The sequence below is a fragment of the Lysobacter changpingensis genome (genome assembly GCF_017308985.1).
GTDB classification, from domain to species: Bacteria; Pseudomonadota; Gammaproteobacteria; order Xanthomonadales; family Xanthomonadaceae; genus Lysobacter_J; species Lysobacter_J changpingensis.
On record NZ_JADWPE010000001.1, the window covers coordinates 338,736 to 363,099 of the forward strand.

Annotated in this window: 21 protein-coding genes; 12 read left to right on the top strand and 9 right to left on the bottom strand. The window is 69.0% G+C overall.

All coding sequences use genetic code 11. The annotated features are described in order from the left end of the window. Positions 1–72 precede the first annotated feature (72 nt). From I4U41_RS01395 to I4U41_RS01410, 4 genes are all read right to left on the bottom strand, one after another. A complete protein-coding gene (locus I4U41_RS01395) occupies positions 73–3,045 on the bottom strand; it encodes a TonB-dependent receptor (RefSeq protein WP_206859047.1) in 2,973 nt (990 codons plus the stop codon). Between the two features lie 91 nt (positions 3,046–3,136). Beyond that, positions 3,137–4,174, bottom strand: coding sequence for a LacI family DNA-binding transcriptional regulator (locus I4U41_RS01400; RefSeq protein ID WP_320415124.1), 1,038 nt, complete (start codon positions 4,172–4,174; stop codon positions 3,137–3,139). A 153-nt stretch (positions 4,175–4,327) separates the two neighbouring features. Continuing rightward, a complete protein-coding gene (locus tag I4U41_RS01405) occupies positions 4,328–4,612 on the bottom strand; it encodes a BolA family protein (RefSeq protein ID WP_242524957.1) in 285 nt (94 codons plus the stop codon). A gap of 2 nt (positions 4,613–4,614) precedes the next feature. Beyond that, positions 4,615–4,914 (bottom strand): YciI family protein, encoded by a 300-nt coding sequence (locus I4U41_RS01410; protein ID WP_206859055.1) that lies wholly within the window; start codon positions 4,912–4,914, stop codon positions 4,615–4,617. A 407-nt stretch (positions 4,915–5,321) separates the two neighbouring features. Between I4U41_RS01410 and I4U41_RS01415 the strand changes: the two genes are divergently transcribed. The 7 genes from I4U41_RS01415 to I4U41_RS01445 all read left to right on the top strand — a co-directional run bounded on the left by I4U41_RS01415 (position 5,322) and on the right by I4U41_RS01445 (position 14,359). Beyond that, positions 5,322–6,236 carry a segregation and condensation protein A gene (locus I4U41_RS01415; protein WP_206859056.1) on the top strand — a complete coding sequence of 305 codons (915 nt, stop codon included), beginning with the start codon at positions 5,322–5,324 and terminating at the stop codon, positions 6,234–6,236. 143 nt (positions 6,237–6,379) lie between these two features. Then, positions 6,380–7,426, top strand: a complete 1,047-nt coding sequence (scpB, locus tag I4U41_RS01420; RefSeq protein ID WP_206859062.1) for an SMC-Scp complex subunit ScpB — start codon at positions 6,380–6,382, stop codon at positions 7,424–7,426. Continuing rightward, on the top strand, positions 7,419–9,080 hold the full coding sequence (locus I4U41_RS01425; protein WP_206859065.1) for a pseudouridine synthase: 1,662 nt from the start codon (positions 7,419–7,421) through the stop codon (positions 9,078–9,080). Before scpB ends, I4U41_RS01425 begins: the two co-directional genes overlap by 8 nt. A 523-nt stretch (positions 9,081–9,603) precedes the next feature. Further along, the gene (locus I4U41_RS01430) at positions 9,604–10,110 is read left to right on the top strand and encodes a Csu type fimbrial protein (protein ID WP_206859067.1); all 507 of its coding nucleotides are present in this window, start codon (positions 9,604–9,606) and stop codon (positions 10,108–10,110) included. Positions 10,111–10,196: 86 nt separating this feature from the next. Further along, positions 10,197–10,913, top strand: coding sequence for a fimbrial biogenesis chaperone (locus I4U41_RS01435; protein WP_206859068.1), 717 nt, complete (start codon positions 10,197–10,199; stop codon positions 10,911–10,913). 69 nt (positions 10,914–10,982) lie between these two features. After that, entirely contained in the window at positions 10,983–13,427 is a 2,445-nt protein-coding gene (locus I4U41_RS01440; protein ID WP_206859069.1) for a fimbria/pilus outer membrane usher protein, read from the top strand. Beyond that, entirely contained in the window at positions 13,424–14,359 is a 936-nt protein-coding gene (locus tag I4U41_RS01445; RefSeq protein ID WP_206859071.1) for a Csu type fimbrial protein, read from the top strand. The genes I4U41_RS01440 and I4U41_RS01445 overlap by 4 nt, the downstream gene beginning before the upstream one ends. A gap of 779 nt (positions 14,360–15,138) precedes the next feature. Here the strand turns inward: I4U41_RS01445 and I4U41_RS01450 are convergent. The 5 genes from I4U41_RS01450 to I4U41_RS01470 all read right to left on the bottom strand — a co-directional run bounded on the left by I4U41_RS01450 (position 15,139) and on the right by I4U41_RS01470 (position 21,190). Beyond that, positions 15,139–17,367, bottom strand: a complete 2,229-nt coding sequence (locus I4U41_RS01450) for a hypothetical protein (RefSeq protein WP_206859073.1) — start codon at positions 17,365–17,367, stop codon at positions 15,139–15,141. 110 nt (positions 17,368–17,477) lie between these two features. Next, complete coding sequence (locus I4U41_RS01455) at positions 17,478–17,954, bottom strand: aminoacyl-tRNA deacylase (protein WP_206859075.1); 477 nt, start codon at positions 17,952–17,954, stop codon at positions 17,478–17,480. 129 nt (positions 17,955–18,083) lie between these two features. Next, positions 18,084–18,674, bottom strand: a complete 591-nt coding sequence (locus I4U41_RS01460) for an OmpA family protein (RefSeq protein ID WP_206859077.1) — start codon at positions 18,672–18,674, stop codon at positions 18,084–18,086. 425 nt (positions 18,675–19,099) lie between these two features. Next, positions 19,100–19,897: an amidohydrolase gene (locus I4U41_RS01465; protein ID WP_206859079.1), complete on the bottom strand. Its 798-nt coding sequence runs from the start codon at positions 19,895–19,897 to the stop codon at positions 19,100–19,102. Positions 19,898–20,041: 144 nt separating this feature from the next. Next, positions 20,042–21,190 carry a pyridoxal phosphate-dependent aminotransferase gene (locus I4U41_RS01470; protein ID WP_206859081.1) on the bottom strand — a complete coding sequence of 383 codons (1,149 nt, stop codon included), beginning with the start codon at positions 21,188–21,190 and terminating at the stop codon, positions 20,042–20,044. A gap of 137 nt (positions 21,191–21,327) precedes the next feature. On the opposite strand from I4U41_RS01470, the gene I4U41_RS01475 reads away from it, so the two are divergent. The 5 genes from I4U41_RS01475 to ccmD all read left to right on the top strand — a co-directional run bounded on the left by I4U41_RS01475 (position 21,328) and on the right by ccmD (position 24,351). Continuing rightward, positions 21,328–21,798 (top strand): DUF3293 domain-containing protein, encoded by a 471-nt coding sequence (locus I4U41_RS01475; protein WP_206859082.1) that lies wholly within the window; start codon positions 21,328–21,330, stop codon positions 21,796–21,798. Between the two features lie 172 nt (positions 21,799–21,970). Beyond that, positions 21,971–22,621: a heme ABC exporter ATP-binding protein CcmA gene (ccmA, locus tag I4U41_RS01480; protein WP_206859083.1), complete on the top strand. Its 651-nt coding sequence runs from the start codon at positions 21,971–21,973 to the stop codon at positions 22,619–22,621. Beyond that, entirely contained in the window at positions 22,618–23,310 is a 693-nt protein-coding gene (gene ccmB, locus I4U41_RS01485) for a heme exporter protein CcmB (protein WP_206859084.1), read from the top strand. Before ccmA ends, ccmB begins: the two co-directional genes overlap by 4 nt. Before the next feature lie 124 nt (positions 23,311–23,434). Continuing rightward, positions 23,435–24,187, top strand: a complete 753-nt coding sequence (gene ccmC, locus I4U41_RS01490; RefSeq protein ID WP_206859090.1) for a heme ABC transporter permease CcmC — start codon at positions 23,435–23,437, stop codon at positions 24,185–24,187. Further along, positions 24,184–24,351, top strand: a complete 168-nt coding sequence (gene ccmD, locus I4U41_RS01495; RefSeq protein ID WP_206859093.1) for a heme exporter protein CcmD — start codon at positions 24,184–24,186, stop codon at positions 24,349–24,351. The genes ccmC and ccmD overlap by 4 nt, the downstream gene beginning before the upstream one ends. The last annotated feature ends 13 nt before the right edge of the window (positions 24,352–24,364 follow it).

Sequence of the window (24,364 nt, forward strand, 5' to 3'; positions counted from 1 at the left end):
CTCCCGCACGCGCGAAAGCCGGACCGCGAAACCGCCGGCCGCTCCGACGAGGTAAGCGGCCGGCGGCGCGGGTCAGAAGTTGAAGCCCAGCGAAAGCTTGAAGGTACGGGTCGGCAGGGCCTGTGCGAGCGGGATGCCGAATTCGGGGTTGGGCGACTGGAAGCCACCCGGATAATCCTGGTAGCTGTTGTAGTTCGCCCAGTCGAAGACGTTCAGGATGTCGGCGCGCGCCCACATCTTGAAGCCCGCGCCGGTGTCGAATTCCTTCATCGCGGCGATGTCGAACTGCTTGTACCCATACGTTCCGTCCGGCTTGTACTGGTCGATGAAGCAGTTGTTGACCACGTCCACGTCGCGACAGTTCACGAAATAGCGCGGCGGCTGCGAGGTCAGCGTCAGCTTGGCCGACAGCGTCGTGCCCCACGGGCCGTCGTAGATGCCGGTCGCCACGAGGCGATGCTCCGGCACTTCGGCGTCGTGCCAGCCCAGCGCCTGGACGGTCGGATAGTCGAGCGAGAACACTTCCGGCGATTCGCGCTGCTCGCGCGCGTCCAGATAGGTGTAGGCGACGGTGACGCTCCAGCCCGATTCGGCCGTGTAGGGCTTTTCGGCCTTCAGATACAGCGCGTTGGTCTTGGTCTCAAGCCCGTTGGTTCCCAGGATGAGATTGCCGAACGGCGCGAAGCCCTGGCCCCACGGCGGGCCCCAGCTCAGCCCCGGCGCGAAGAACGAGCCATCCGGCAGGCGGTTGCCGAGCAGGAACACGAAGCCGTCGTGGCTCTCCACGCGCGAGATCGTCACGTCGGTCAGCCAGTCGCCGACGGCGTTGCGCATGCCCAGGCTGAACTGGTCGGAGTACGGCGTCTGCAGGTTGTTGTCGAGCATGAAGACTTCGCGACCCAACCCGGTCTGCGAGGCCAGCGTCGCCAGCACATCCGGATCGAAGTACGACGGATCCCACGGCTGGCACGGCGTACCGGCCACCGCACGCGGGCAGGTGCCGTCGGCGCGGAGGAAATCGATGTCGGTCGTCGGGAAGGTCGACTTGGTGATTTCCAGCTGCAGCCAGTCGAACAGGTTGCGGTCGTACGCGCGGCCGGCGCCGCCGTAGATCACGTGCGCCTGGTCGGCGAACAGGTCGTAGGAGAAGCCCAGGCGCGGCTGCCAGCCGTCCTTGAACGACTTGCGGTTGCTGCCGTTGCTGATGTAACGCTCGACGTTGATGCCCGAGTTCGGGTTGTTGATCGCGGTCGAATTGCGCAGCGCGGCGGCGACGTCGGCCGGCGTGACGTAATCCAGGTACGTCGGGCTCTTCTCATAGTCGTAGCGCAGGCCGAGGTTGAGGATCAGCTTGTCGTTGACCTCCCAGTCGTCCTGGAAATAGATGCCGTACTGCTTGTTCGCCGACGATGCCGAACCGTCGCCGACGCCGGGCAGCGCGGTGCCGAACTTCACGTGGATCGGCTGGGTCAGGCTGCTCAGCAGGTCGTAGGTGAACTGCGGGTAGTACGGCTGGCGCTCGGTCGCATCGACGTCCACATCCTTGTACTTGATACCCATCTTCAGGGTGTGGTCCTGGAAACCGGTAAAGGTCAGGTCGTTCTGGATGCCCCAGCCCTTCTGGCCCTTGTCCTGGAAGTCCGAACCGCCGCCGCTGCGCACGATGACGTTGTTGAAATCGGCATCGCCGTTGTCGCTGCGATTGCTCAGGATGTACGCGATCCCGCTGGTGTACGGGCTCGGGTTGAACTTCGAGTCCTCGTAGGTCAGGTGGAAATCGTTGAGCCACGGACCGTTGGTGTACTGGTAGCGCAGGTCCGCGCGCGTTTCCTCGTTGAGCTTGTTGGTCGCGTAGCTGGGCAGGTTCTGGCCGCCGGTGTTGGTGAGTTCCTCTTCGTCGCGGTATTTGCCGCTGAATTCGAAGTAATGGTTCTCGCCGATCAGCCAGTCGACCTTGCCGAAGTACAGGTTTTCCTTGAACGGCGCGTTGAACAGGCCGGTGCCCGCTTCCGCCTGAAGGAAATCCGGAAGCTGGTCGATGGTGAAGCCGCGACCCGGCGTCAGCGTGCGCGGCGACTCGTATTCCTTCGCTTCGTACGACAGGAAGAAGTGCGCCCGATCGCGCAGGATCGGACCACCGAAGGTCGCGCCGTACTGCTCTTCCTTGGTCTGCACCTTGTCGTCGGCGCGCTCCTCGAACACCGTCGGCGTGCGCCAGTCGGTGGAGGTGTAATCCCAGAAGAAGCTGCCTTCGAAATTGTTGGTGCCCGAGCGCGTGGTGGCGACGATCGCCGCGCTGCTGAGCTGGTCGTACTCGGCCTTGTAGTTCTGCGTGATGACCTTGTACTCGCCGATCGCCGACTGCGGGAACGGATTGCCGCGGCTGGAATCCTGGCCGCTGATGCCGCCACGCAGCACGTAATCCTTCTGGCCGACGCCGTCGATGTAGACGTTGATGCCGTTGGCGTTCTGCGCGCCGGACTTGATGCGCGTGGAGCCCTCGTTGCCGGTTTCGAACGCCACGCCCGGCGCGAGGTCGGCGAAGGCGAGGAAGTTGCGCGTGCCCTGCGGCAGCGACTCGATCTGCTTGTTGGTGACGTAGGTGGCGATTTCCGAGGTCTTGGTTTCGGCCACGACCTCGCTGGTGACGGTGACCGCATCGACCGTGGTCGCCTCGCCCGCCGGCGCCGTCTCCGGCAGGCCGCCGGCGGACAGGTTGATCGTCGCCGTCTGCCCCACCTGCAACGTCACCGTGCGCGTGGTGGTCTGCCCGCCAGCGACCGCGTCGATGCGGTACGTGCCCGGCGGCAGGCCGCCGACGTTGTAGGTGCCGTTGGCCGCCTGGACCTTGCGGGTCAGGCCGGTGGCGGTGTTGGTCGCGGTGATCTGGGCGTCGGCGGCGGGCGCCGAATCGACCGTGATCTGGCCACGGACGGTGGCCGAGGTGCTCTGCGCCATCGCCGCGGGGGCGGCGACGGCCAGGCAGCTGGCCAGGGCGCAGGCGAGCAGCCGGCGTGTCGGGTATCGGGGGAACCTCGAATTCATATGCTTCCTCTCTCCAAAAGCATGTCGAACCACGTGGAATCGTTTACAGCGAACAGACACAAGGAACCGTGACGCCCGGCAGACGCGTGCATCACGGGGAACGCGGGGTGGACGGGGGCGAACCGCTGGATTCGCGCACGATCAGCTCGGTCGCCAGCACGCCGTCGGAGGGCGTGGTGGGCGATTCGCCACCCGCGTCCGGCGTGATCTGCGCGATGAGCAATCGCGCCGCGCGTGCGCCGAGTTCGGCGATGTTGACGCGGATGGTCGTGAGCGCGGGGTGGACGTAGCGCGCCAGCGGAATGTCGTCGAAGCCGGCCAGGGCGATGTCGCCCGGCACGCGCACGCCGGCCTGGGCGAAGGCGAACAGGCAGCCCAGCGCCATCATGTCGTTGGCGGCGAACACCGCGTCCGGGCGCTGCGGCGCGGCGAGCAGCTCGTGCCCGGCGCGATGGCCGGATGCTTCGTCGAAGTCGCCCTGCACCACCCACTCGGGCGCGCCGGGCAGCAGCCGGGCGAGCGCATCGCGGTAGCCGCGCAGGCGCTCGTGCGCATCGAAGTTGTCGGCCGGGCCGGCGATGAAGGCGATCTTGCGATGCCCGCACGAAACGAGGTGCTCGACCATCGCGACCGCGCCGCCATGGTTGTCCACCCGCAGCACGGCGGTGCCATCGAGCCCGGACTGGCTGTTGATCAGCACCGTCGGCAGCGACGAATCCAGGTGCTCGCCGAGCAGCGGCGGCATTTCGGCGAACGGCGACAGCACCAGCAGGCCGTCCACGCGCCCGCGCATCGCGCGAAGGGCCGCGCCCTGCTCCTGCGGATTGCCGTGATAGCTGGACACCAGCAGGTGCAGCCGCTGCGCGCGGGCGACCTGGTCGATGCCGCGCATCAGTTCGGAGAAGAATTCGCCATGCAGGTCCGGCAGCACCACGCCGAGCGTCTGGGTGCGGCGGCTGCTGAGGCTGCGCGCGGCGGCGTGCGGGGTGTAGCGCAGTTCCTGCGCGGCGGCGAAGACGCGGTTGCGCACGTCTTCGGCGACGTTGCCGTGGCCGTTGAGCGCGCGCGATACGGTGGCGACCGATACCTGCGCAACGCGCGCGACGTCTTTGATGGTTACGCTCGCCACGCTAACCGGGCCTCCGCGGACAATGCGCGCGGACTGTAAACGTTTTCAAATTCGAGTGTAAAGGCAACGTTATCCGAACGCCGCAAACGCCCGCTTCTTCGGCGTTCTCGCCGCCAAATCGCCGCGCGGATGTTGCAGCGCGGCACGATTCGATCACTCTCCGGCGACTTCCGACGGCGTGCGCGCCCGGATCGAGAGCGCATGGATGTCGGTCGCCATGAGCTCGCCCAGCGCCGCGTAGATCGCCCGATGCCGCGCGATCGGCCCGAGCCCGGCGAACGCCTCGCTCACCACGTCGACGCGGAAGTGCCCTCGCCCGTCGGCGGCGCCGGCGTGGCCCGCGTGACGGTGGCTTTCGTCCTCGATCTCCAGCGACACCGGCGCGAGGGCGGACCCGATCGCGGCCCGGATCGCCGCGAGGCGCGCCTCGCGCGGCAGGCTCACGGCAGCACCTTGCGGAACGGCCGGACCTCCACGCGCTGGTAGACGCCCGCGGCCACGTAGGGATCGGCGTCGGCCCAGGCAAGGGCGGCCTCCAGCGATTCGAATTCCGCGATCACGACGCTGCCGCTGAAACCGGCCGGACCGGGGTCCTCGGCGTCGACCGCCGGGCACGGTCCGGCGAGCAGCAGCCGTCCGGCGTCGCGCAGCGCGGTCAGCCGGGCGAGGTGTTCGGGCCGCGCCGCCATGCGTCGGGCCAGCACGTCCTGGCCGTCGTAACCTTCGATCACGTACCACATGCGTTCGCGCGTCCTTCCATACCAATGGGAAACCAGGCTGAATTGTAGTCGCGCCGCGCGGCTGGACATGACCCGGACGAGGCCGTACCCTTGCCTTCACAAGGCCGGCTGCAGCGGCCCGACGCGACCGGCTCCCCACACCGTCGCCTCGCACGCATCCACGATGCGCCGCTGCCCCCGACGGCCTCGCGCCCGAACCCACCGCCCGCCACGCCCCCGCGTGACGCGCCGCGTTGGCCGTCCGGGCCAGGCCTGACGTTCCGAAAGGTAAGGTTCCTGCTTAGGAAAGTTCCGACAGGGGACGTCGCGACCCAGTTCGTCCAGCAAGTCCGTTGCATCCACGGTGGTCCATGCGACCGCCAGCCTGAGCGATAGCAGTGCCGACGGCCCGGAGGGGCCGGCTCCGAATGACCGAAGAACGCGCAGCCGACGCGAGCGATCCGCAACCCGTGGCCGCCCCGGCCTCCACCGCGCCACAGCAGCAGGAAATGCCGCTGGCGGTGGTGCATGGCCAGCCCGTGCTGCAGATCCCGCAGGACCTGTACATCCCACCGGACGCGCTGGAGGTCATCCTCGAGGCGTTCGAAGGTCCGCTCGACCTGCTGCTGTACCTGATCCGCCGGCAGAACCTGGACATCCTCGACATCCCGGTGGCGGACATCACCCGCCAGTACGTCGAGTACATCCAGGCCATGCACGAGATGCGCTTCGAGCTGGCCGCCGACTACCTGGTGATGGCCGCGATGCTGGCCGAGATCAAGTCGCGCATGCTGCTGCCGCGCGCGGTCAACGAGGAAGGCGAGGAAGAGGATCCGCGCGCCGAACTGGTCCGCCGGCTGCAGGAGTACGAGCGCTTCAAGAAGGCGGCGGAGGACATCGACGCCCTGCCCCGCCAGGATCGCGACACCGCACCGGTGCAGGCGTTCGTGCCCGACCGCGCGTCGGTCCGCCTGCCTCCGCCGGTGGACCTGAAGGAAATGCTGCTTGCGCTGCACGACGTGCTCAAGCGCGCCGAGCTGTTCACCCAGCACGCGATCAAGCGCGATGCGCTCAGCGTCCGCCAGCGCATGGGCGAACTGCTCGAACGCCTGAAGGACGGCAGTTTCTACCGCTTCGAAACGTTGTTCACTGCCGAGGAAGGCAAGCTCGGCATCGTGGTGACGTTCCTGGGCATGCTCACGCTGGCCAAGGAACAACTGGTGGAGATCGTGCAGGAAGCACCGTTCGCACCGATCTACGTCAAGTCGCTCGCGCTGCTCAAGGACGGGGAAGAGATCGAACTGAGCAGCGAGTTCGACGAGCCGGCGGCGAACGATGGCTGACGACGCCCTGTCGTCATCACCGCGCAGTCGGGAACCCGGCGACGTTCGCTCCGGCGATTCTCGTTCGGGTCTCAACCGTTCCAAAGGCACCCGGTTCCCGCGCTCGCGGGAATGACGCCCCAAGGCTGGAAACCGATCGATCCATGGACCAACAACTGATCACCCGCATCGTCGAAGCCGCGCTGCTGGCGGCCAACCAGCCGCTGACGCTGGCGCAGTTGCACGCGCTGTTCCCCGAGGACCAGCCCGCGCCGCCGGACAGCGTCGAGCAGGCGCTGGAAACCCTGCGCGCCGGCTGCGAGGACCGCGGCGTCGAGCTGGTCGAGGTGTCGTCGGGCTTCCGCTTCCAGGTGAAGGCCGACGTGCACCCGTGGGTCGCGCGCCTGTGGACCGAGCGGCAGACTCGCTACACGCGCGCCACGCTGGAAACGCTGGCGCTGATCGCCTACCGCCAGCCGATCACGCGCGGCGAGATCGAGCAGGTGCGCGGCGTGGCGGTGAGCAGCAACATCATCAAGGCGCTGGAGGAACGCGAGTGGATCCGCGTCGTCGGCCATCGCGACGTGCCGGGCAAGCCGGCGCTGTTCGGCACGACGAAGGCGTTCCTGGACTACTTCGGCCTCAAGCGCCTGGACGAACTGCCGCCGCTGTCGGAACTGAAGGACATCGGCGAGCTGGAGCCGCAGCTGGAGTTCGAAGGCAAGACGGCGCCGATCGCCGCCGGCCTGGCGGAAGGCGAAGCGTCGAACGCGGAAGGCGACGAGGGCGCGGCCGATCTGGCGGCGGCGAACGAAGCGGACGCCGACGCCGGCGATGCCGATGCCGACGCATCCGCCGCTTCGCAGCAGGAAGCCGAAGCCGGCAGCGCGATGCCGCCCGACGACGAAACCGACGCCGGCTCCGGCATCGAAGCCGACGAAGAGCAGAACACCGTCGATGCGACGGACGACGAATCGGCGTCCGATATCGACAACGACAACGACAACGAAATCGCCGACGCCGAGGTCGCCGATCTCGACGTCAACGAAGACGAAGACGAATACGCCCCGCAGGGCGACCCCGAAGCCGCGCCGGGTGAGCGCGCGGCGGACGCGAACGATCACGAGCAAGACAACGCCGTCGAGACGACGACCGTTCCCGAAGATGACGAGGCCCTGACGGCCGAGTCGGAGCAACACAAACATGACTGAAGAAAAGAGCCGCAAGCTCACCCTCAAACGCGCCGCCGATCCCGCCGCCACCGAGGCCCCGCGCCTGGAAGAGCGCCTGCACAAGGTGCTCGCGCAGGCCGGCCTGGGTTCGCGCCGAGCGCTGGAGCAGCGCATCGCCGACGGCCTGGTGAAGGTCAACGGCGAGACCGCGCAGATCGGCGTGAGCGTGAAGAGCGGCGACCGCATCGAGATCGACGGACGCCAGTTCGTCGCCAGCGCGCTGACCGATCCCTCGCGCGTGCTGATGTACAACAAGCCCGAAGGCGAAGTGACCACGCGCGAGGATCCCGAAGGCCGTCCGACCGTGTTCGAGGCCCTGCCCGCGCTGAAGGGCGCCCGCTGGATCGCGATCGGCCGCCTGGACATCAACACCACCGGCCTGCTGCTGCTCACCACCGACGGCGAGCTGGCCAACGCGCTGATGCACCCCTCCTTCGAGGTCGTGCGCGAATACGTCTGCCGCGTGCGTGCGCCGGAAGGCGAGGACGTGGTGCCGGACAACATCGTCGACCGCCTCGCGCGCGGCGTCGCGCTGGAGGACGGTCCGGCGAAGTTCGACGAGATCGAACGCATCGGCGGCACCGACTCGCACGACTGGTTCCGCGTCGTGGTGAAGGAAGGCCGCAATCGCGAAGTGCGCCGCCTGTGGGAATCGCAGGGCTGCCAGGTGAGCCGCCTCAAGCGCATCCGCTACGGCGAGGTGTCGCTGCCGCGCGAACTGCTGCGCGGCCAGTCGCGCGAACTCGCATCCGATGCGGTCGAATCGCTGCGCGGCAAGCTCGGCCTGGAAGACGGCACGCCATCGGCGCTGACGCTGCAGCCGGTGATCGGCCAGCGCAAGGCGACCAAGGCGACCATCGACCTCACCGGCAAGAGCCGCTCGCACGGTTACGTCGGCGGCCACAACACCGCCGATGAAGGCCGCGAGCTGCGCCGCTTCGACCACGTGCGCGAGGATCGCGGTGGTCGTGGCCGTGGCGGTCCGCGCAAGCACGGCGGCCTGACCGTCAGCGGCGAAGCCGCGGCGAAGGCCAGCAACAAGCCGTTCAAGCAGCGCAAGGAAAAAGGTCCGAAGCCGCTGCCGGAAGGCAATCCCGCCGCGTTCCGCACGTGGTACGTGCCGGACGGCGTGAGCACCGGCCCGAGCGGTCATCGCAATCCCGACGGCCCGCGCGGTCCGCGCAAGCCGCACGCCGGCAAGGGCCCGCGTCCGGGTGGCGGTGGCGGTCGTGCCGGCGGTGGTTTCGGCGGCGAGCGTGGCGGCTTTGGCGGTGAACGCAGCGGTGGCGGTTTCGGCGGCGGTTTCGGCGGCGAACGCAGCGGCGGCGGTGGCCAGCGCAGCGGCCAGGGGCCGCGCGGCGGACAGGGCCAGGGCCAGCGCGCCTCGCGTCCCTACGGTCATCCGGGCAATGCGCCGAGCTTCCCCTCCGACCATGCCAACCCCGGCAGCTTCAATCCGTACGGCGACAAGCCGCGTGCGCCGCGTCCGGGCGGTCGTCCGGGCGGCCCGAAGCCGGCCGGCGGTCGTCCGGGGGGTAACCGTCCCGGTGGCAATCGCCCGGCAGGCGGTCCGCGTCCGGGTGGTCCGCGCGGCGGTGGACGTCCGGGCGGCGGTCGCGGTCCGCGCGGCTGATTCCAGCGATCGAACGACACGAGACGGGGCGCGCGAGCGCCCCGTTCTGTTTCTGCGAATCGTGCCTGCGAAGGCCGGCGACATACGGCGCGCGATTTCACTCCCACTGAACGAACGCGGGCCAAGCATGTAGCGCGGGCCTCCTGCGGCCGATGCCCGCCTCGCCTCGCGGCCGCTCACCGGACGACAAGCCGGGAGATCGCATCGTGGCGATATCGGACACGGCAAGGGTGGGCGCCTGCGCGGTCGCCGCACTGTTCGCGTGTGCCGCCTCGGCAGCAACGCACGTGTCTGCCTTTCGGGTGACCGCAACGGTCGCTTCGTCCTGTCGCATCGACGCGCCGGCCTTCGCCGCGACGACAGCCGCGATCGATATCCGCTGCACCTCGGGCGCGCCGTACGCCATCGGCCTCCAGGCCACGTCCGACGTTCGCCGCGCCCCTTCACCGCGGCGCCTTCTCGTCCTTGTCACGTACTGAAACCGGATCCGCGATCCGGCGCCATCGCTGCCAGGAGGTTTTCGATGCGTACCCTGCCCGCTTCCCGTCTTCCATCGCTGGCCGCCATCGCGGCGTTCGCGATGGCGCCCCTCGCCTCATCCGCCGCCACCAAGACGGCGACCTTCCAGGTGCTGGCCACGATGGTCAGCGACTGCACCATCATCAGCGCGCCGAACATCGACTTCGGCACGCTCGGTGTCATGACCGCAAACGCCGACACCACCAGCACGCTGATCGTCGCCTGCACGCCCGGCACGGCGTACTCGGTGGCCCTGGACGCCGGCACGGGCACCGGTTCGACCATCACCGACCGGCGCATGGCCAGCGCCGGCGGCGGTTCACTGAAGTACCAGCTGTTCCGCGACACCATGCGCACGCAGAACTGGGGCAACACCATCGGCACGGACACCGTCGGCGGCACCGGCAACGGGGGAAACATCGCCCACGTGATCTTCGCGCGGGTGCCTGAGCAGTCCGCGCCCGCCCCGGGCTCGTACGCGAGCACCGTCACGGTCACGGTCAACTACTGAGGTCGCCGCGTCGCCGCAGCATCCGATCAGAGCGAACGCGCCTTCGGCGCAAACGCGTCCCCCACCATGTTGCAAGGAGATCCGACATGAGGCTCAACCGCGTTCTTCCCGCGCTCGCACTGGCTTTCGCGCTCGCCGGCGGCACGGCGATGGCCGGCTCGATCCACGTCATGCCGACCACGATCACGCTCGGCCCCGGCAAGGCGACGGCGGTGATGACGATCACCAACGAAGGCGATGCGCCGATCAGGACGCAGGTGCGCGTGTTCGCCTGGGACCAGAAGGACAACGAGGACCGCCTGACACCGACGCAGCAGGTCGTCGCCAGCCCGCCGATGGCCACGCTGGCGCCGAAGCAGACGCAGTCGATCCGCATCGTGCGCGTGGACAAGTCGCCCGTCGCGGCCGAGGAAACCTATCGCCTGATCGTGGACGAGATCCCCGACGCCACGCGCGCGCCGGACGTCGGCGTATCGGTGCAGATGCGCTATTCGGTGCCGGTGTTCGTGCTGCCCAAGGCGACGATGCCACCCGGCGCGGTCACTTTCGCGGCGCAGATATCCGGCAACACGCTCACGCTGGATGCGCAGAACAAGAGCGACGCGCACATGCAGGCGACCGAGGTGGCGATCGAACACGCCGGCGGTACCTCCACGCCGGTCGTTGGCGGATTGCTCGGCTACGTGCTGCCGGGGCGGAGCATGCGCTGGAGCGTGCCCATTCCGGCGAACGCGGCGGCCAAGGGACGGCCAACGCGCGTGGTCGCGATGTTCAACGGCCAGCCGATCGCGGTCGATCTGTAATCGCCCGGCAGGGAGGCCGCGCGGCCACGGCTCCGTCGTCCCTGCGGCGATGTGCGGGAGAGGCAGCCGATGCGCGCGCGCATGCGGACGACCGTGACGATCTGCGCCGCCGCCACGCTGATGCGCGTGGCTGCGCTCGCGCCCGCAACGGCGCAGCCGGCCGATGACGCACCAACGTCCTACTACCTGGAGGCGACGGTGAACGGCCGCGCGACCGGCCTGGTCGTGCAGGTGGACCGCGTACGCGAGGGCTTCCGCATGCCCGCCGACGAACTGACGCAGATCGGCCTGCGCGAGGACGCATTGCCGCTCGACGCCGATCGCCAGGTGATGCTCGACGCCATTCCGGACCTTTCGTTCGAGTACATCGAGGATGCGCAGCGCATCGACTTCACCCTGCCCGAGTCGATGCTGACGCCGCAGCGCCTGGGCGAGGCGCCGCCTCCGCCGCCGCCCAGCCGCTCCGGCACCGGGTTGCTGCTCAACTACACCGCGCGCCTGCAGAGTTCCCGCGTGGATTTCGAGCAGAAGCGCCTGGGGCGCCGCCTGCGCGCGCCGCTGCTGGGATCGGCGCGTTACGGTCGGCTGCCGGTACTGGGCGAGGAGGAGTTCGAAGCGAAGTACGACCGCCACAACCGCACCTTCGCGCTCAACACCGAGCTGCGTTTCTTCTCGCCGGCCGGCGTGTTCGTCAACACCGGCTACGCGACGATCGAGAACGGCGAGTACGACTACGTGCGTCAGGACACGTACTGGACCTACACGAACCCCGACGCGCTGCGCACGTGGACGGTGGGCGACCTGGTGTCTTCGTCGCTGACGTGGTCGCGCGCGATCCACATGGGCGGCGCGAGCCTGTCGCGCAATTTCGACGTGCGCCCGGACCTGATCACCTTTCCGTTGCCCGTTCTCGGCGGCGACGCGGTCGTGCCGACGATGGTGGACCTCTACGTCAACGGGCTGCGCCAGTTCACCGGCAACGCGACCGGCGGCCCGTTCGTGATCGCCTCGCCACCGGCGCTCACCGGCGCGGGCGTGGCCACCGTCGTGTTCCAGGACGCGCAGGGCCGGCAGGTCACGCTGAGTCGGCCGCTCTATCTGGACACGCGCCTGCTCGGCGACGGGCTCACCGACTATTCGGTGGAGGTGGGTTATCCGCGCCGCAACTACGGCAGCCGATCGTTCGACTACGCCGGCGATCCGGCGGCCAACGCATCGCTGCGCCACGGCATCAGCGACCGCTTCACGCTGGAAGCGCATACCGAACTCACGCGCGGGCTCACCAACCTCGGCGTCGGCGGATTGCTCGAACTGGGCGGCGCGGGCGTGCTCAACGCATCGGCCACCGGCAGCGGCGGCGATGGCCAGCACGGCATGCAGTGGGGGCTCGGCTACCAGTACCAGTCGCCACGATTCAACATCGACCTGCAGGCGCTCCGCGCCGACGGCGGCTACCGCGACCTGGGCAGCGTGAAAGGCGTGACGGTGCCGCAGCGGCAGGCGCATGCCTCGCTCGGCATCCCGATCGGCCAACGGCATTCGATCACCTTCACCTACACGCGCCAGGAAGCCTCCGACCTCGGCGGCTCGCGCATCGTGTCGATGGGCTACAGCGGCACGTTCGGGCAACGGCTGAGCGTGTTCGCCAGCGCGTTCCGCGACGTCGACGTCGCCGATTCCGCCGGCCTCTACATCGGCGCCTCGCTGTCGCTGGAGCGCCGCGTCAGCGTGTCCTCCAGCTTCAGCCGCTACGGCGAGGCGCGCACGGCGACGATCGCCGCGAACCGCTCGATGGACTACGACGCCGGGGGCTTCGCCTGGAACGCAACGCTCGACGGCGGCAACGACGGTTACCGGCACGGATCGGGCCGACTGGACTACCGGGGGCGCTACGGCGAAGCCTCGCTGACGCTCGAACACGCCACGCGCGATGACTTCACCTACGACAACGCCTCGCTGTACGCCACCGGCGCGCTGGTGTGGATGGACGGCGACCTGATGGCCACGCGCACGGTTTACGACGCGTTCGCGCTGGTGGACACCAACGGCTTGCCGGACGTGCCGGTGCTGCGCGAGAACCGCATCGCCGGCACGACGAACGACGAGGGACACCTGCTGATCCCCGACCTGCTGTCGTGGCAGGGCAACCGGCTGGCGATCCGCAGCGAAGACCTGCCACCCGAGGTGCGTGTGGACGCCGACCGGCTGGACATCGCGCCGCGTGCGCTGTCGGGCGCGCTCGCGTCGTTCCCGATGGGCCGCTACACGGGTGCGACGGTCGTGCTCGTCGACGGGACCGGCAGGCCGTTGCCGGTGGGCACGGCGGTCACGGTCGTCGCCACCGGCGAGGTGCAGACGGTCGGCTACGACGGACAGGTGTTCCTGCCCGACATGGCGCCCGTCACGCGGCTGCGCGCGCAACTCGATGGGGGCACCTGCGACGTGGACATCCAGTTCCGCAGCGAGGATGCGATGAAGACCCTGGGTCCGTTCGCGTGCGAGCGGTCGCCATGAACAGGATCGTGTTCGTCCTCATGCTGCTCCTGGCCGGGCTCTGGCATGGCGGCGCGATCGCGCAGTCCTGCTCGCTCTCGGCGACGCTGAACTTCGGCACGATCAACCCGCTGTCCAGCGTGCCCGCCCAAGGGCAGTCCACCGCCACGTTCAACTGCACCGGCTTCGCCACGCCGTACGTGCGCGTGTGCGCGAATCTGGGCGACGACCAGACACCGCGCGAAATGGTGGGCCCGACTTCGGCGCGCCTTCACTACGAGCTGTACCAGGACGCGACGCGAACCACCATCTGGGGGAGCGCCTGGCACGGCAACCCGCCGCTGTACGTCGACATTCCGCTGAGCGGCGGCGCCGGCACGGCCCAGAAAAGCTTCTACGGCACCGTGTTCACCGGCCAGACCAATGCGCCCGCCGGCAGCTATACCGTCACGATCACCAGCACGATTCTGCTGGGTTATGGCTATACGACCACGCCGCCCGTGTGCAGCACGTCGGGACAGACGTCCTGGCAGAGCTTCCAGGTCTCCACCACGGCCATGGTCGCCAGCGACTGCACGATCTCCGGCACGAACATCGACTTCGGCCAGCAGGGCTTCCTGCAGAGCGCCGTGACCAGCACCGGCGTCATCACCGCGACGTGCACGAAGGGCAGCGCCTACACACTCGCGCTGAGTGCCGGCAGCGGGGCGGGCGCCACGGTGGCATCCCGGCTTATGACGCGCTCGGGCGGCAGCGACACCCTCGCCTACGGGCTCTACCGCGACAGCGGTCGCACGCAGGTGTGGGGCGACGGGACGGGTGGATCGGGAACCGTCTCCAACACCGGCACCGGAACGCCGCAGACCGCCACCGTCTACGCGACGCTGCCGGTGCAACCGCCGCCGCGCCCCGGGAGTTACATCGACACGATCACGGTGACGGTGACGTTCTGAGCGCGGTGCCTCGCGGTGACGTCGTGTCGCGTCGTGGTGGTCGCCTCTGCGCGGAACCCGTGCACGGCATGCGCGCAGCCTCCGAAGGGTATGCGCGTGCCCTCGAACGAGTGCGCGGCGCACTCGAAGGGAGACGTCGATGCCCGTGCGCGGGCGTCGTGTGCCCGCACGTTGCGACTTTGTCGCAGCGCGCCCCTTCGCGAAGGGCGTACGGGCCTCGCCCTGTGTCCGCGCGCGGGCAGCGTCGTGCCCGGCGATTGCGACAAAGTCGCAGCGGAGGGAGCGAGGGGCCCCGTCCGAGGGCGACCGGGTGCCCGCGCGATCCTTCGCCGCGCCCGCGCGAACCTCGCCGGGAGTCGATCGAGGGCAGTCGGGTATGCGGTCGAGGGCAGTGCGGTAGTCGCGGACGCGCCCCATCAATCGATCTCCCGCGTTGGTAGCCCGGGTAAGCGAAGCGCACCCGGGGTGCCTTACCGATCACCGCCGCCCACCCGGGGTGCGTTGGCGATACCGGCCGCCCACCCGGGGTGCGTTGGCGATACCGGCCGCCCACCCCGGGTGCGGCCTTCGGCCTTACCCGGGCTACAAGAGCGGCTCCTCATCGATCCCCGGCGTTTGTAGCCCGGGTAAGCGAAGCGCACCCGGGGTGCCTTGCCGATCACGGCCGCCCACCCGGGGTGCCTTGCCGATCACGGCCGCCCACCCGGGGTGCGTCGGCGATCCCGGCCGCCCACCCGGGTGCGGCCTTCGGCCTTACCCGGGCTACAAACGCGAAGCCATCAACGCGACAGAGCCGGCTGCGCGTCATACCACTCGCGCGCCTTGATCAGGTGGAAGTCGCGTTGCCCGTTGTCCACCGCCACCGCGCAGCTGAGGACACCCCACTTCGCGTACAGGCTGCCATCGCGCCGCTTGCCATGCAGGCGCAACCGCGCCATCACGTCGTAGCGCTGGTTGCTCGCGTGCACGTCGTTGAGCAGCAGCGTCTGCCCGGCCAGCCGCACGTTGGCGTTGGCCTGCGCCTGGCCGGAGTCGATGAGCTTGAACATCCATTTCGGGTAGTCCTTCTTGCGCGAGAACAGCGCAAGCAGGAAGCCGACGTCCTTCATCGCGATCCGCGCACGACCGTCGATGCTCACCGGGCGGTCCCAGTCCATGCGCGCGCGTTGCAGGTCGATGCGCGTCCACCAGCCGGTGCGCGATTCGCCACCGGGTTCGGCGAAGCTGACGTTCTGCAGCGCCATGCGCGTGCCGTCGATGTTGAACGTGTGGCGTTTCAGGTCGGCGCGATGGAGCTTCGTGTCGATGTCCACGTCGGTGCGCAGCGCGATGCCCGCCAGATGCATGCGGGCCGCGCGCGCATCGACGCCGAGCGTGCCCTGTCCGATCGCACCCGCACCATCGAGCGTCAGGTCGCCCGACAGCGTGCCGGCGCCGCCGTCGAAACGCAGGTGTTCGTTGGGCAGGTAGCGGTTGTACGCCCGCAGGTCCGGCACCTGCGCATCGGCGAAGGTGAGGCGCGCGCGCATCGCTTGGCCGACGTGCTTCATCGCGCCGGGCTGGCGCAGCGCCTGGCGTTCGACGCCCGACAACGTTTCAAGCTTCATGCGCAGGCCCTGCCCCTGCACGAACGGCTTCGTCGGCGCATCGTCGGCAGCGATGTCGAAACGCTCCATCGTCAGGTCCAGTTTCGGCAGCAGTTCGTCGTTCGGGCCCGTGTCCAGCCGCCCTTCGGCGCGCGCACGTCCGGCGATGCGATTGCCCATCACGTGCGCGACCGCCTGCACGTCCGGCACGCCGACGCGACTGCCACCGGCGATGCGTCCATCGACCACGCGCACGTCGGCATCGACCACGCCCGCGCCGTCCAGCGACAGCCACGGCGCGTCGTAGAAGTTGCCGAGCCAGCGCAGCGAACCGAAATGCCAGCGCCCCACCACGTGCCCCGAAGTACGCGGCAACAGGCTGCGCGGGTCCTTCAGCGGCACCTGCGTGCCGCGCACGACCACGTCGGCATCGAGCGAAAGCCGCCCTTGCGCCTGCGCTGGCGCACGCGCGACCAGATGCATGTCGCGATCCACGTCGAGTGCGACATCGAGCGCATCGGCGAACTGCACGCCATGCGCGTCCCGGCCGCGCACCGGCGTATGCCAGCGCAGGCGGCTGCCGGGCGTCAGCGATCCGCGCGCGAAACCCACCTCCATCCGCGCATGGCCGTCGCCGGCCAGATTGGACAGCGCGATGCGCCCTTGCGGGTCGACGTTCACGCCCAGCGTCGGCGCCTTTCCCTCGAGTTTCAGCTTCGCATCGGTCAGCAGCAGCTTGGCGATGCCGCGCGCCTGGTCGCGCGTGTGGCGGGCGATGGCGAAGTCCGCATCGATGCGGCCCTCGCGCAGCATCGCCTGCTTGCCGTAGCGGAGCTGCACGTTCTCGAAGTGCGCGGTCGAGGGCATCAGTTCCAGCGCACCGCCACGCAGCTGCTTGAAGAAACCGACATCGGCGCGGCCGACACCTTCGAGGACCAGATCGCCCAGGCGCCCGCCACGTATCGAATCGCTGTGGATGCGGTCGAACTGGAGCACCCAGCCGCCCGGGCGCGCCGGCAACGGCGGCTTGCGCGGACCGCCGATATCGACCGCGCCGGTCACGTCGAACGCGACCACCTCAGGCACGCGCACGGTCTTGCGGAACAGCGGCGCGATGGCGATACGACCCTTGGCGCGTCCGGCATCGGCCGACCATGTCGTTCGGCCGGCATGGCCTTTCATGCGCACGTCCCACACGCTCACGCGGCCGGGCCACAGCGTGTAGCCGAGGCCCCACTGGATCTGGAACTTCTCCGGCTTGCGGTTCGCCGTCCACTCGCCCAGCGGCGTGTTGATGAAGATGTTGCCGGCCAGCAGGTAGAACGCGTACACGGCCACAAGCGCGAATACGACGCGCCGGGTCCACTGTTGCGCACGGGGCGGAACGCGCTGCCACGAACGCGTCACGAAGCTGCGATCCATCGATGCCTTCCCCTCATGCAGGCCCTGTCCGTGTCAGCTTGACCGCGCATCGCCGCCGCCGGACCTGAGTCCGGCGGAAACCTTGCGCCGTGCATGGCCGCGTGATGCGATCAGTGGCGCGTGAGGTCGACGATGCGCGGATGCACGAGACGTTCGAAGTCGTCCCAGCCCATGCGCATCAGTTCGCGATGCGAGCCTGCATTGAAGGCGATGTCGTCGTCCTCGGCGAGGCTTGCGGCGGCGTACACGTCCATCGCGTAGAGATTTCCGAACGGCGGCATCGCACCGACCTCGCATTCGGGGAAGCGGTCCTTGAAGTCGGCTTCGGTCGCCAATGCGACTTCGCGCGCGCCGCTGACCTTGCGCAGCTGCGCGAGATCGAGCCACTCGTCGGACGGCAGCACCGCCATCGCGAGCTTGCCATCGAGTCGCACCATGACCGTCTTGATCATCTCGTGGCTGTCGATGTGGGCGCACGCCGCGGTGTCGCGCGCGGTGAAGGCGTGCGGGTGCGTCATCGTGTCGTAGCTGACGTGGTTGGACGCCAGGAATTCCTGGAGGCGCGGGGATAGGGTTTCGGACGACATGGCACGGCTCCCTGGTCGGAGGCCGGGCGCGTCGCGACGCGGCTGCGGCGCGCGGGGCATCGGTGTCAACGAAAACGGGCCGCGCAAGCGCGGCCCGTTGAGTCTACGCCCGTTGTGCGGTGCGATCTTTCACAGCGATGCCGTGGCCTGCTGCTGCGCGTCGGTGCGCGGGCCGGCGTAATCGACCACCAGCGAGACGCGGCGATTGGCCTGGCCGGCCTCGCCGACGGCGCCTTCCTGCACCTGGCGGTTGCGGTCCTCGCCATAGCTGACCGCGCGCACGCGGGCATCGCCGATGCCGGCGCCGACCAGGTAGTCGCGCACCGACTGCGCGCGCTGCAGGCCCAGGCGACGGTTGTGCGCCGCCGAACCCGACGGGTCGGCGAAGCCTTCCACCGTGATCACGGCCTGAGAATGGCTTTCGCGGATCACGCGGGCGAAGTCGTCCAGCAGGGGCTTGTCCTGATCGCTCAGGGTGGCGTCGTTGGTCCCGAAATGCGCGGCGGTGTCCACGCGGGTGCGTCCGGCCAGCTGCGTCACCAGCGCGTCGTGCTTCTGCGAGAGCGTGTCGAGCTGCGACTGCAGGCGCTGGTCGGTGGCGCGCAGGTCGGCGATGGTCGCGTCGAATTCGTCGCGCTTGATGTACTGCGAGCACCCGGTCAGCGCGACGGCGCCCAGCGCCACGGCGAAACCGGCATTACGGATCGTACGAGTAACCAATGGAATCTCCTTTCAATGAACGTGCGCGGCGTCGCGCACGCAATGCCTGCGTGACCGGGGGAAGTCGAGCGCGGGCGCGTTTGGAACGTTTGTGGTGTTGTTCTGTGCGCGGGCGCGCGGGGTGTTGCGACGTGTCGTTGTTGAGGTGCGGTAATCAATGACACGGCAATCGTTAACAACCCGTTTCATGAACAGGCCAAAGGACGCCGCCAATTGCGAAGCCGCGCACGGTTCAGTGATGTCAAGACGGAGTTCACGCGGTGCGTATCGGCGCGATTCATGGAATCGGCGCGGCAAGCGTGACTGGGGGATTCGCGCGTTTGCAGCCCGGGCAAGCGCAGCGCACCTGGGGCTCACTCACGCATGAACGTGCATGCACTTCCCCGGTTGCGCTTCGCTTCCCGGGCTACAAGGGCAGGCGGCGCTCAGCGCAGCTCGAACGCATCCGCGTCCAGCATCGCCGGGAAACGCTCGCGATGCGCGGCGAGGTCCGCCGCCGACAGGGTCACGGTGACGACGGTTTCGACGTCGGCGCATTCGGTCACCGGCTGGCCGACGTAATCGATCACCGCACTGTCGCCTGCGTAATGCAGGCCGTTGCCGTCGGTGCCGACGCGGTTCACCGCCGCGACGTAACACAGGTTCTCGATCGCACGCGCGCGCAGCAGCGTCTTCCACGGGTACGCGCGCGCCGACGGCCAGTTGGCGACGAAGATCATCAGGTCGAAATCGAGCTGTCCCGGCCGCTCGACGTCGAAGCGATTGCGCGAGAACACCGGGAAGCGCAGGTCGTAGCAGACCAGCGGGCAGATGCGCCAGCCGCGCCAGTCGAGCGTGAGGCGATCGCGCCCCGCCGCATAGCGTTCGTGTTCGCGCGCGTAGCGGAACAGGTGGCGCTTGTCGTAGGTGCTGATCGCGCCGTCCGGTGTGGCGAACAGCAGGCGGTTGTAGACGCCCTCGCCGTCGCGCAGCTGCACGCTGCCGGTCACGGCGGCGTCCAGGCGCGCGGCCTGTTCGCGGATCCATTCCACGGTGGCGCCCTGCATCGTCTCGGCGCTGCCGATGGCCTCGTTGGAGAAGCCGCTGGTGAACGTCTCCGGCAGGATCACCAGATCCGTCGCACCGCGCAGGGGCGCGATCAGGCGGCCGTAGTAATCGCGATTGCCGGCCGGATCGTGCCAGCGGGTGTCGCCTTGGACGAGGGTGACGCGGAGGTCGTTCATGGGTTCGCCAGGAGATGGATGTTGTTGTTTGCCGTCATCCCCGCGAAAGCGGGGATCCGGTTTCCGGACGTATCATGCCCGTCGGAAGGCATGACGCGCCGGACGCCTGGATTCCCGCCTTCGCGCGAATGACCGCGCGTGCCGCTACAACTTCTGCAACCGTTCGATCGCCTTGTCCAGCGTCGCCTCGTTCTTCGCGAAGCACAACCGCGCCAGGCGTTGGCCCGCCGGCGGCGATTCGTAGAACGGCGACAACGGGATCGCGGCGACACCCTTCTCCACCGTCAGCCAGCGGCAGAAGTCGGCATCGTCGCGGTCGCTGACATCGGAGTAATCGACCAGCTGGAAATAGCCGCCCGGCACCGGCAGCGGCTTCAGGCGCGTGGTGAGCAGCTGCTCGCGGAAGCGGTCGCGCTTGGCTTCGTAGAACGCGCCGAGTTGTTCGTAATGCGCGGGATCGGCTTCGATCATTTCCGCGAACGCCCACTGCGCCGGAGCGAACGTGCAGAAGGTGTTGTACTGGTGCACCTTGCGCAGCTCGGCCGACAGCAGCGGCGGCGCGATGCAGTAACCGACCTTCCAGCCGGTGCAGTGGTACGTCTTGCCGAAGCTGGACACGACGAACGCGCGCTCGCGCAGTTCCGGATAGCGCAGCACGGATTCATGACGGCGGCCGTCGAACACGATGTGCTCGTACACCTCGTCCGACAGCAGCCACAGGTTCGTGTCGCGCAGCAGCGCGGCGAGCTGTTCGATGTCGCTTCCGGTGAACATCGCGCCGGACGGATTGTGCGGCGAGTTGATCATCAGCAGGCGCGTGTTCGGCGTGACCGCGGCGCGGATCGCCTGCCAGTCGGGCGCGAAGGTTTCCGGATCCAGCGGCACGTGCACCGCGCGTGCGCCGGCCAGGTCGATCGCCGGCTCGTAGGAGTCGTAGCAGGGATCGAGCACGATCACTTCCTCGCCCGGCCGCACCACCGCGGCAACCGCATCGAAGATCGCCTCGCTCGCGCCGGAAACGACCGTCACTTCGGTATCCGCATCGGGGCGATGGCCGTAGCAGCGTTCGGTCTTCGCGGCGATCGCCTGGCGCAGCGCCGGAATGCCGGTCATCGGCGCGTACTGGTTCCTGCCCTCGCGCATGGCGCGGTCGAGCGCTTCGATCAGGCGCTCGGGCACGTTGAAGTCCGGGAAGCCCTGGCCGAGGTTGACCGCGTCGTGCTCCATCGCGAGCTGCGACATCACGGTGAAGATGGTCGTGCCGACCTTCGGCAGTTTGGTTTGCAGGGTCATCGCGGGCGGAACTCGACGTCGGAGTGTGGGGCCGCCAAGTGTAAGGACGCGGGCCCGGCGGCGTCATGACGAACGCTCATCTGCTCCGCCGGCCGGCTGCATTGCGCCGGTCATGGTCGCCGTGGACACTTGGGCGCATGCATGAGTTGCGAATCGTCGACGCCGCCGAGCTCGCCACCGCCTACGCCGCCGCGGAGTACGTGGTCGTGCTGGACGGCGATCCCCTGCCGCTGCGCGTGGGCGAGCCCGCGCGGGACCTGGAAGCGTATGTCCCGGCGTCGCGCTATTCGTTCATCACCGCGTGGAATCCGGCTTCGGAGCCGCGCTCGGACGCGGCCAACGAAGCGGCCGATGCGCTGCTGGTCGCGCAACTCGACACGCTCGGCGCCAGCCGGCACGCCGGCTGGGCGCAGGATTCCGCCGGCCGCTGGCGCGAGCCGGGCTGGCTGGTCGCGGGGCTGGACGAAAGCGCGGTGCTGCGGCTGGCGCAGGAGTTCGGCCAGGCCGGCGTGCTGGACTGGGAAGCCGGCGAGCCGGTGCGGTTGAGGATGTTGGCGCCGCGGCCGGTGGGGGATGAGGTCGCGCATACGGAGTGGATTCCGGCGTGAGGGGTGTGGGGCCCGACAGCGCTTTCGTCCGAGCTTGATGGCCCCCGGTGCGCGTGGCTTGCCCGGCCTACAACCGCCCGGCTGCCGCGAGGCACCCCGTCACGGCAAGCGGCATCTTTCGCGAACCGCATAGAATGGCCGCCCCTTGCGGCGCCTGCGCCCAGCCTTCCTGATGACGCCCAACGACCGCCCCGCCCCGCCGCTGCTGGCCGCCCGCGGCCTGCGCTTCGCGCGCAACGACGAACCGGTGTTCGGCCCGCTCGATTTCAGCGTCGATGCCGGCGAGGCGCTGCTCGTCCAGGGCGACAACGGCGCCGGCAAGACCACGCTGCTGCGCGTGCTCGCTGGCCTGCTCCGGGCCGATGGCGGCGCGATCGACCTCGATGGCGAGCCCGCCGGCCACGCCCGACGGGCCCGTGCGATCGCCTATCTCAGCCATCTTCCGGGCCTGAAGGCCGACCTGAGCGCGCTGGAAAACCTCGACTTCCTCTGCGGTCTTCAGGGCCGCCGCCGCGCGCAGCTGCCGGAGAACGCGCTGGCGATCGTCGGCCTGGCCGGCTACGAGGACGCCCTGGCCCGCCAGCTCTCGGCCGGGCAGAAGAAGCGGTTGTCGCTGGCGCGGCTGTGGATGTCGCCGGCACCGCTGTGGCTGCTCGACGAGCCGTACGCGAACCTCGACCTGGAAGGCATCGAACTGGTGAACCGCATGGTCCAGGCGCACCTGCGCGAAGGCGGCGCGGCGCTGGTCACCACCCACGGCGCCTACGCCGCCCCGCCGGTGCGCACGCGCATGCTGGTGCTGAACAAGGGGGGCGTCGCATGACCGCCTCCACCTCGCCCAGCCTGGCCGGGGCCGCACGCGCCCTGTTCGTCCGCGACCTCCGGCTGCTCTGGCGCCGACGCGGCGATGCGCTGCAACCGGCGCTGTTCGCGCTGCTGGTGGTGGTCCTGTTCGCGCTCGCGCTGGGCGGCGAGAAGACCGCCCTGTCGAAGGTCGCCGCCGCCGTGCTCTGGCTGGCGGTGCTGCTGGCTGGTTTGCTGTCGCTGGACACGCTGTTCCGTGGCGACGCCGAGGACGGCTCGCTGGAGCAATGGATGCTCGCGCCGGTCCCGCTGGCGTGGTTGGTCGGGGTGCGCACGTTCATGCACTGGGCGACGACCGCGTTGCCGCTGCTGATCGCCGCGCCTTTCCTGGGCGAACTGCTGTACCTGCCGCGCGACCAGCTGGGCGTGCTGATGATGTCGCTGGCGCTCGGCACGCCGCTGCTGAGCCTCATCGGCGCGGTGGTCGCCGCCCTGACGGTCGGGATGCGGCGCTCCGGTATACTCGTGGCCTTGCTGGCGCTGCCGTTGTACGTGCCGGTGCTGGTGTTCGGCGCGGGCAGCGTGGCTGCCTCGGCGCAGGGGCTGGATCCGATCGGGGCGCTGCTGCTGCTCGGAGCCGGACTGGCGGTGGCGCTGGTCCTGGCCCCGCTGGCCGCGGCTGCGGCGATCCGCATCGCACTGAGCTGACCTGCCGATCGGCACGACGCACGGAGCTTTGAGCCAGATCAAGGCCGCCTTTCCGGCCGACGCGACAATCCGCCGCAAACCCGCCACTGCCCGGCCGTCCGGCCGGACGTGTGCAGAGAAACTGATGAACCCGATCATCCGCTGGTTCCACAAACTCGGTTCGCCGCCCTACTTCGACCGCTTCGCCGCGCGCTGGGCGCCCTGGGGTTACGGGCTCGGCCTGCTGGTGATGGCGTGGGGCCTGTACGGCGCGCTGTTCCAGGTCCCGGCCGATTACCAGCAGGGCGACAGCTTCCGCATCCTCTACATCCACGTGCCCAGCGCGTGGATGAGCATGGCGGTGTTCGGCCTGATGGCGCTGTACGCGGCCATCGCACTGGTGTGGCGGATCAAGCTGTGCGAGATCCTGGCGATGGCCTGCGCGCCGATCGGCGCCGCCTTCACCCTGATCACCCTGCTCACCGGCGCCATCTGGGGCAAGCCGATGTGGGGCACGTGGTGGGACTGGGACCCGCGCCTGACGACGGAGCTGATCCTGCTGTTCCTGTACCTGGGCGTGATCGGCCTTTACAACGCGATCGACGACCGCCGCGCCGCCGCGCGTGCCGCCGGGCTGCTGGCGATCGTCGGCGTCGCGCTGCTGCCGGTGATCCGCTACTCGGTGGTGTGGTGGAACTCGCTGCACCAGGGGCAGACGATCCGCGTGTTCGGCGAATCGAGCATGGATTCGAGCATGATGGGCCCGCTGGTCTGGATGATCGTCGGCACCAAGCTGTGGTTCATCGGTGCCCTGCTCGCGCGTGCGCGCGCCGACAACCTGCGTCGCGAGAGCGGCAAGGCGTGGGTCGCCGATCTTGCCGGGGGGAACCGCGCATGACCTACCTCAACTACGTCATCGCCGCCTACGCCGTGTTCGTGATCGTGCTGGGCTGGGACTTCGCCAGCACGAAGCTGCAGATCCGCCGCGAGCTGCGCGGCGCCCGCCTGCGTGCCGCGCGCGAAGCCGCGCGCCCCGGCCGCGACGCCGAACTGACCCGTTAGCCGAATTCCGTTC

Excerpts from the sequence above, each read along its gene's own strand:
- I4U41_RS01395 (WP_206859047.1), bottom strand. The coding sequence starts at position 3,045 with ATGAATTCGAGGTTCCCCCGATACCCGACACGCCGGCTGCTCGCCTGC.
- I4U41_RS01410 (WP_206859055.1), bottom strand. The coding sequence starts at position 4,914 with ATGTGGTACGTGATCGAAGGTTACGACGGCCAGGACGTGCTGGCCCGA.
- I4U41_RS01415 (WP_206859056.1), top strand. The coding sequence starts at position 5,322 with ATGACCGAAGAACGCGCAGCCGACGCGAGCGATCCGCAACCCGTGGCC.
- scpB (WP_206859062.1), top strand. The coding sequence starts at position 6,380 with ATGGACCAACAACTGATCACCCGCATCGTCGAAGCCGCGCTGCTGGCG.
- I4U41_RS01425 (WP_206859065.1), top strand. The coding sequence starts at position 7,419 with ATGACTGAAGAAAAGAGCCGCAAGCTCACCCTCAAACGCGCCGCCGAT.
- I4U41_RS01430 (WP_206859067.1), top strand. The coding sequence starts at position 9,604 with ATGCGTACCCTGCCCGCTTCCCGTCTTCCATCGCTGGCCGCCATCGCG.
- I4U41_RS01435 (WP_206859068.1), top strand. The coding sequence starts at position 10,197 with ATGAGGCTCAACCGCGTTCTTCCCGCGCTCGCACTGGCTTTCGCGCTC.
- I4U41_RS01440 (WP_206859069.1), top strand. The coding sequence starts at position 10,983 with ATGCGCGCGCGCATGCGGACGACCGTGACGATCTGCGCCGCCGCCACG.
- I4U41_RS01445 (WP_206859071.1), top strand. The coding sequence starts at position 13,424 with ATGAACAGGATCGTGTTCGTCCTCATGCTGCTCCTGGCCGGGCTCTGG.
- I4U41_RS01450 (WP_206859073.1), bottom strand. The coding sequence starts at position 17,367 with ATGGATCGCAGCTTCGTGACGCGTTCGTGGCAGCGCGTTCCGCCCCGT.
- I4U41_RS01455 (WP_206859075.1), bottom strand. The coding sequence starts at position 17,954 with ATGTCGTCCGAAACCCTATCCCCGCGCCTCCAGGAATTCCTGGCGTCC.
- I4U41_RS01465 (WP_206859079.1), bottom strand. The coding sequence starts at position 19,897 with ATGAACGACCTCCGCGTCACCCTCGTCCAAGGCGACACCCGCTGGCAC.
- I4U41_RS01470 (WP_206859081.1), bottom strand. The coding sequence starts at position 21,190 with ATGACCCTGCAAACCAAACTGCCGAAGGTCGGCACGACCATCTTCACC.
- I4U41_RS01475 (WP_206859082.1), top strand. The coding sequence starts at position 21,328 with ATGCATGAGTTGCGAATCGTCGACGCCGCCGAGCTCGCCACCGCCTAC.
- ccmA (WP_206859083.1), top strand. The coding sequence starts at position 21,971 with ATGACGCCCAACGACCGCCCCGCCCCGCCGCTGCTGGCCGCCCGCGGC.
- ccmB (WP_206859084.1), top strand. The coding sequence starts at position 22,618 with ATGACCGCCTCCACCTCGCCCAGCCTGGCCGGGGCCGCACGCGCCCTG.
- ccmC (WP_206859090.1), top strand. The coding sequence starts at position 23,435 with ATGAACCCGATCATCCGCTGGTTCCACAAACTCGGTTCGCCGCCCTAC.
- ccmD (WP_206859093.1), top strand. The coding sequence starts at position 24,184 with ATGACCTACCTCAACTACGTCATCGCCGCCTACGCCGTGTTCGTGATC.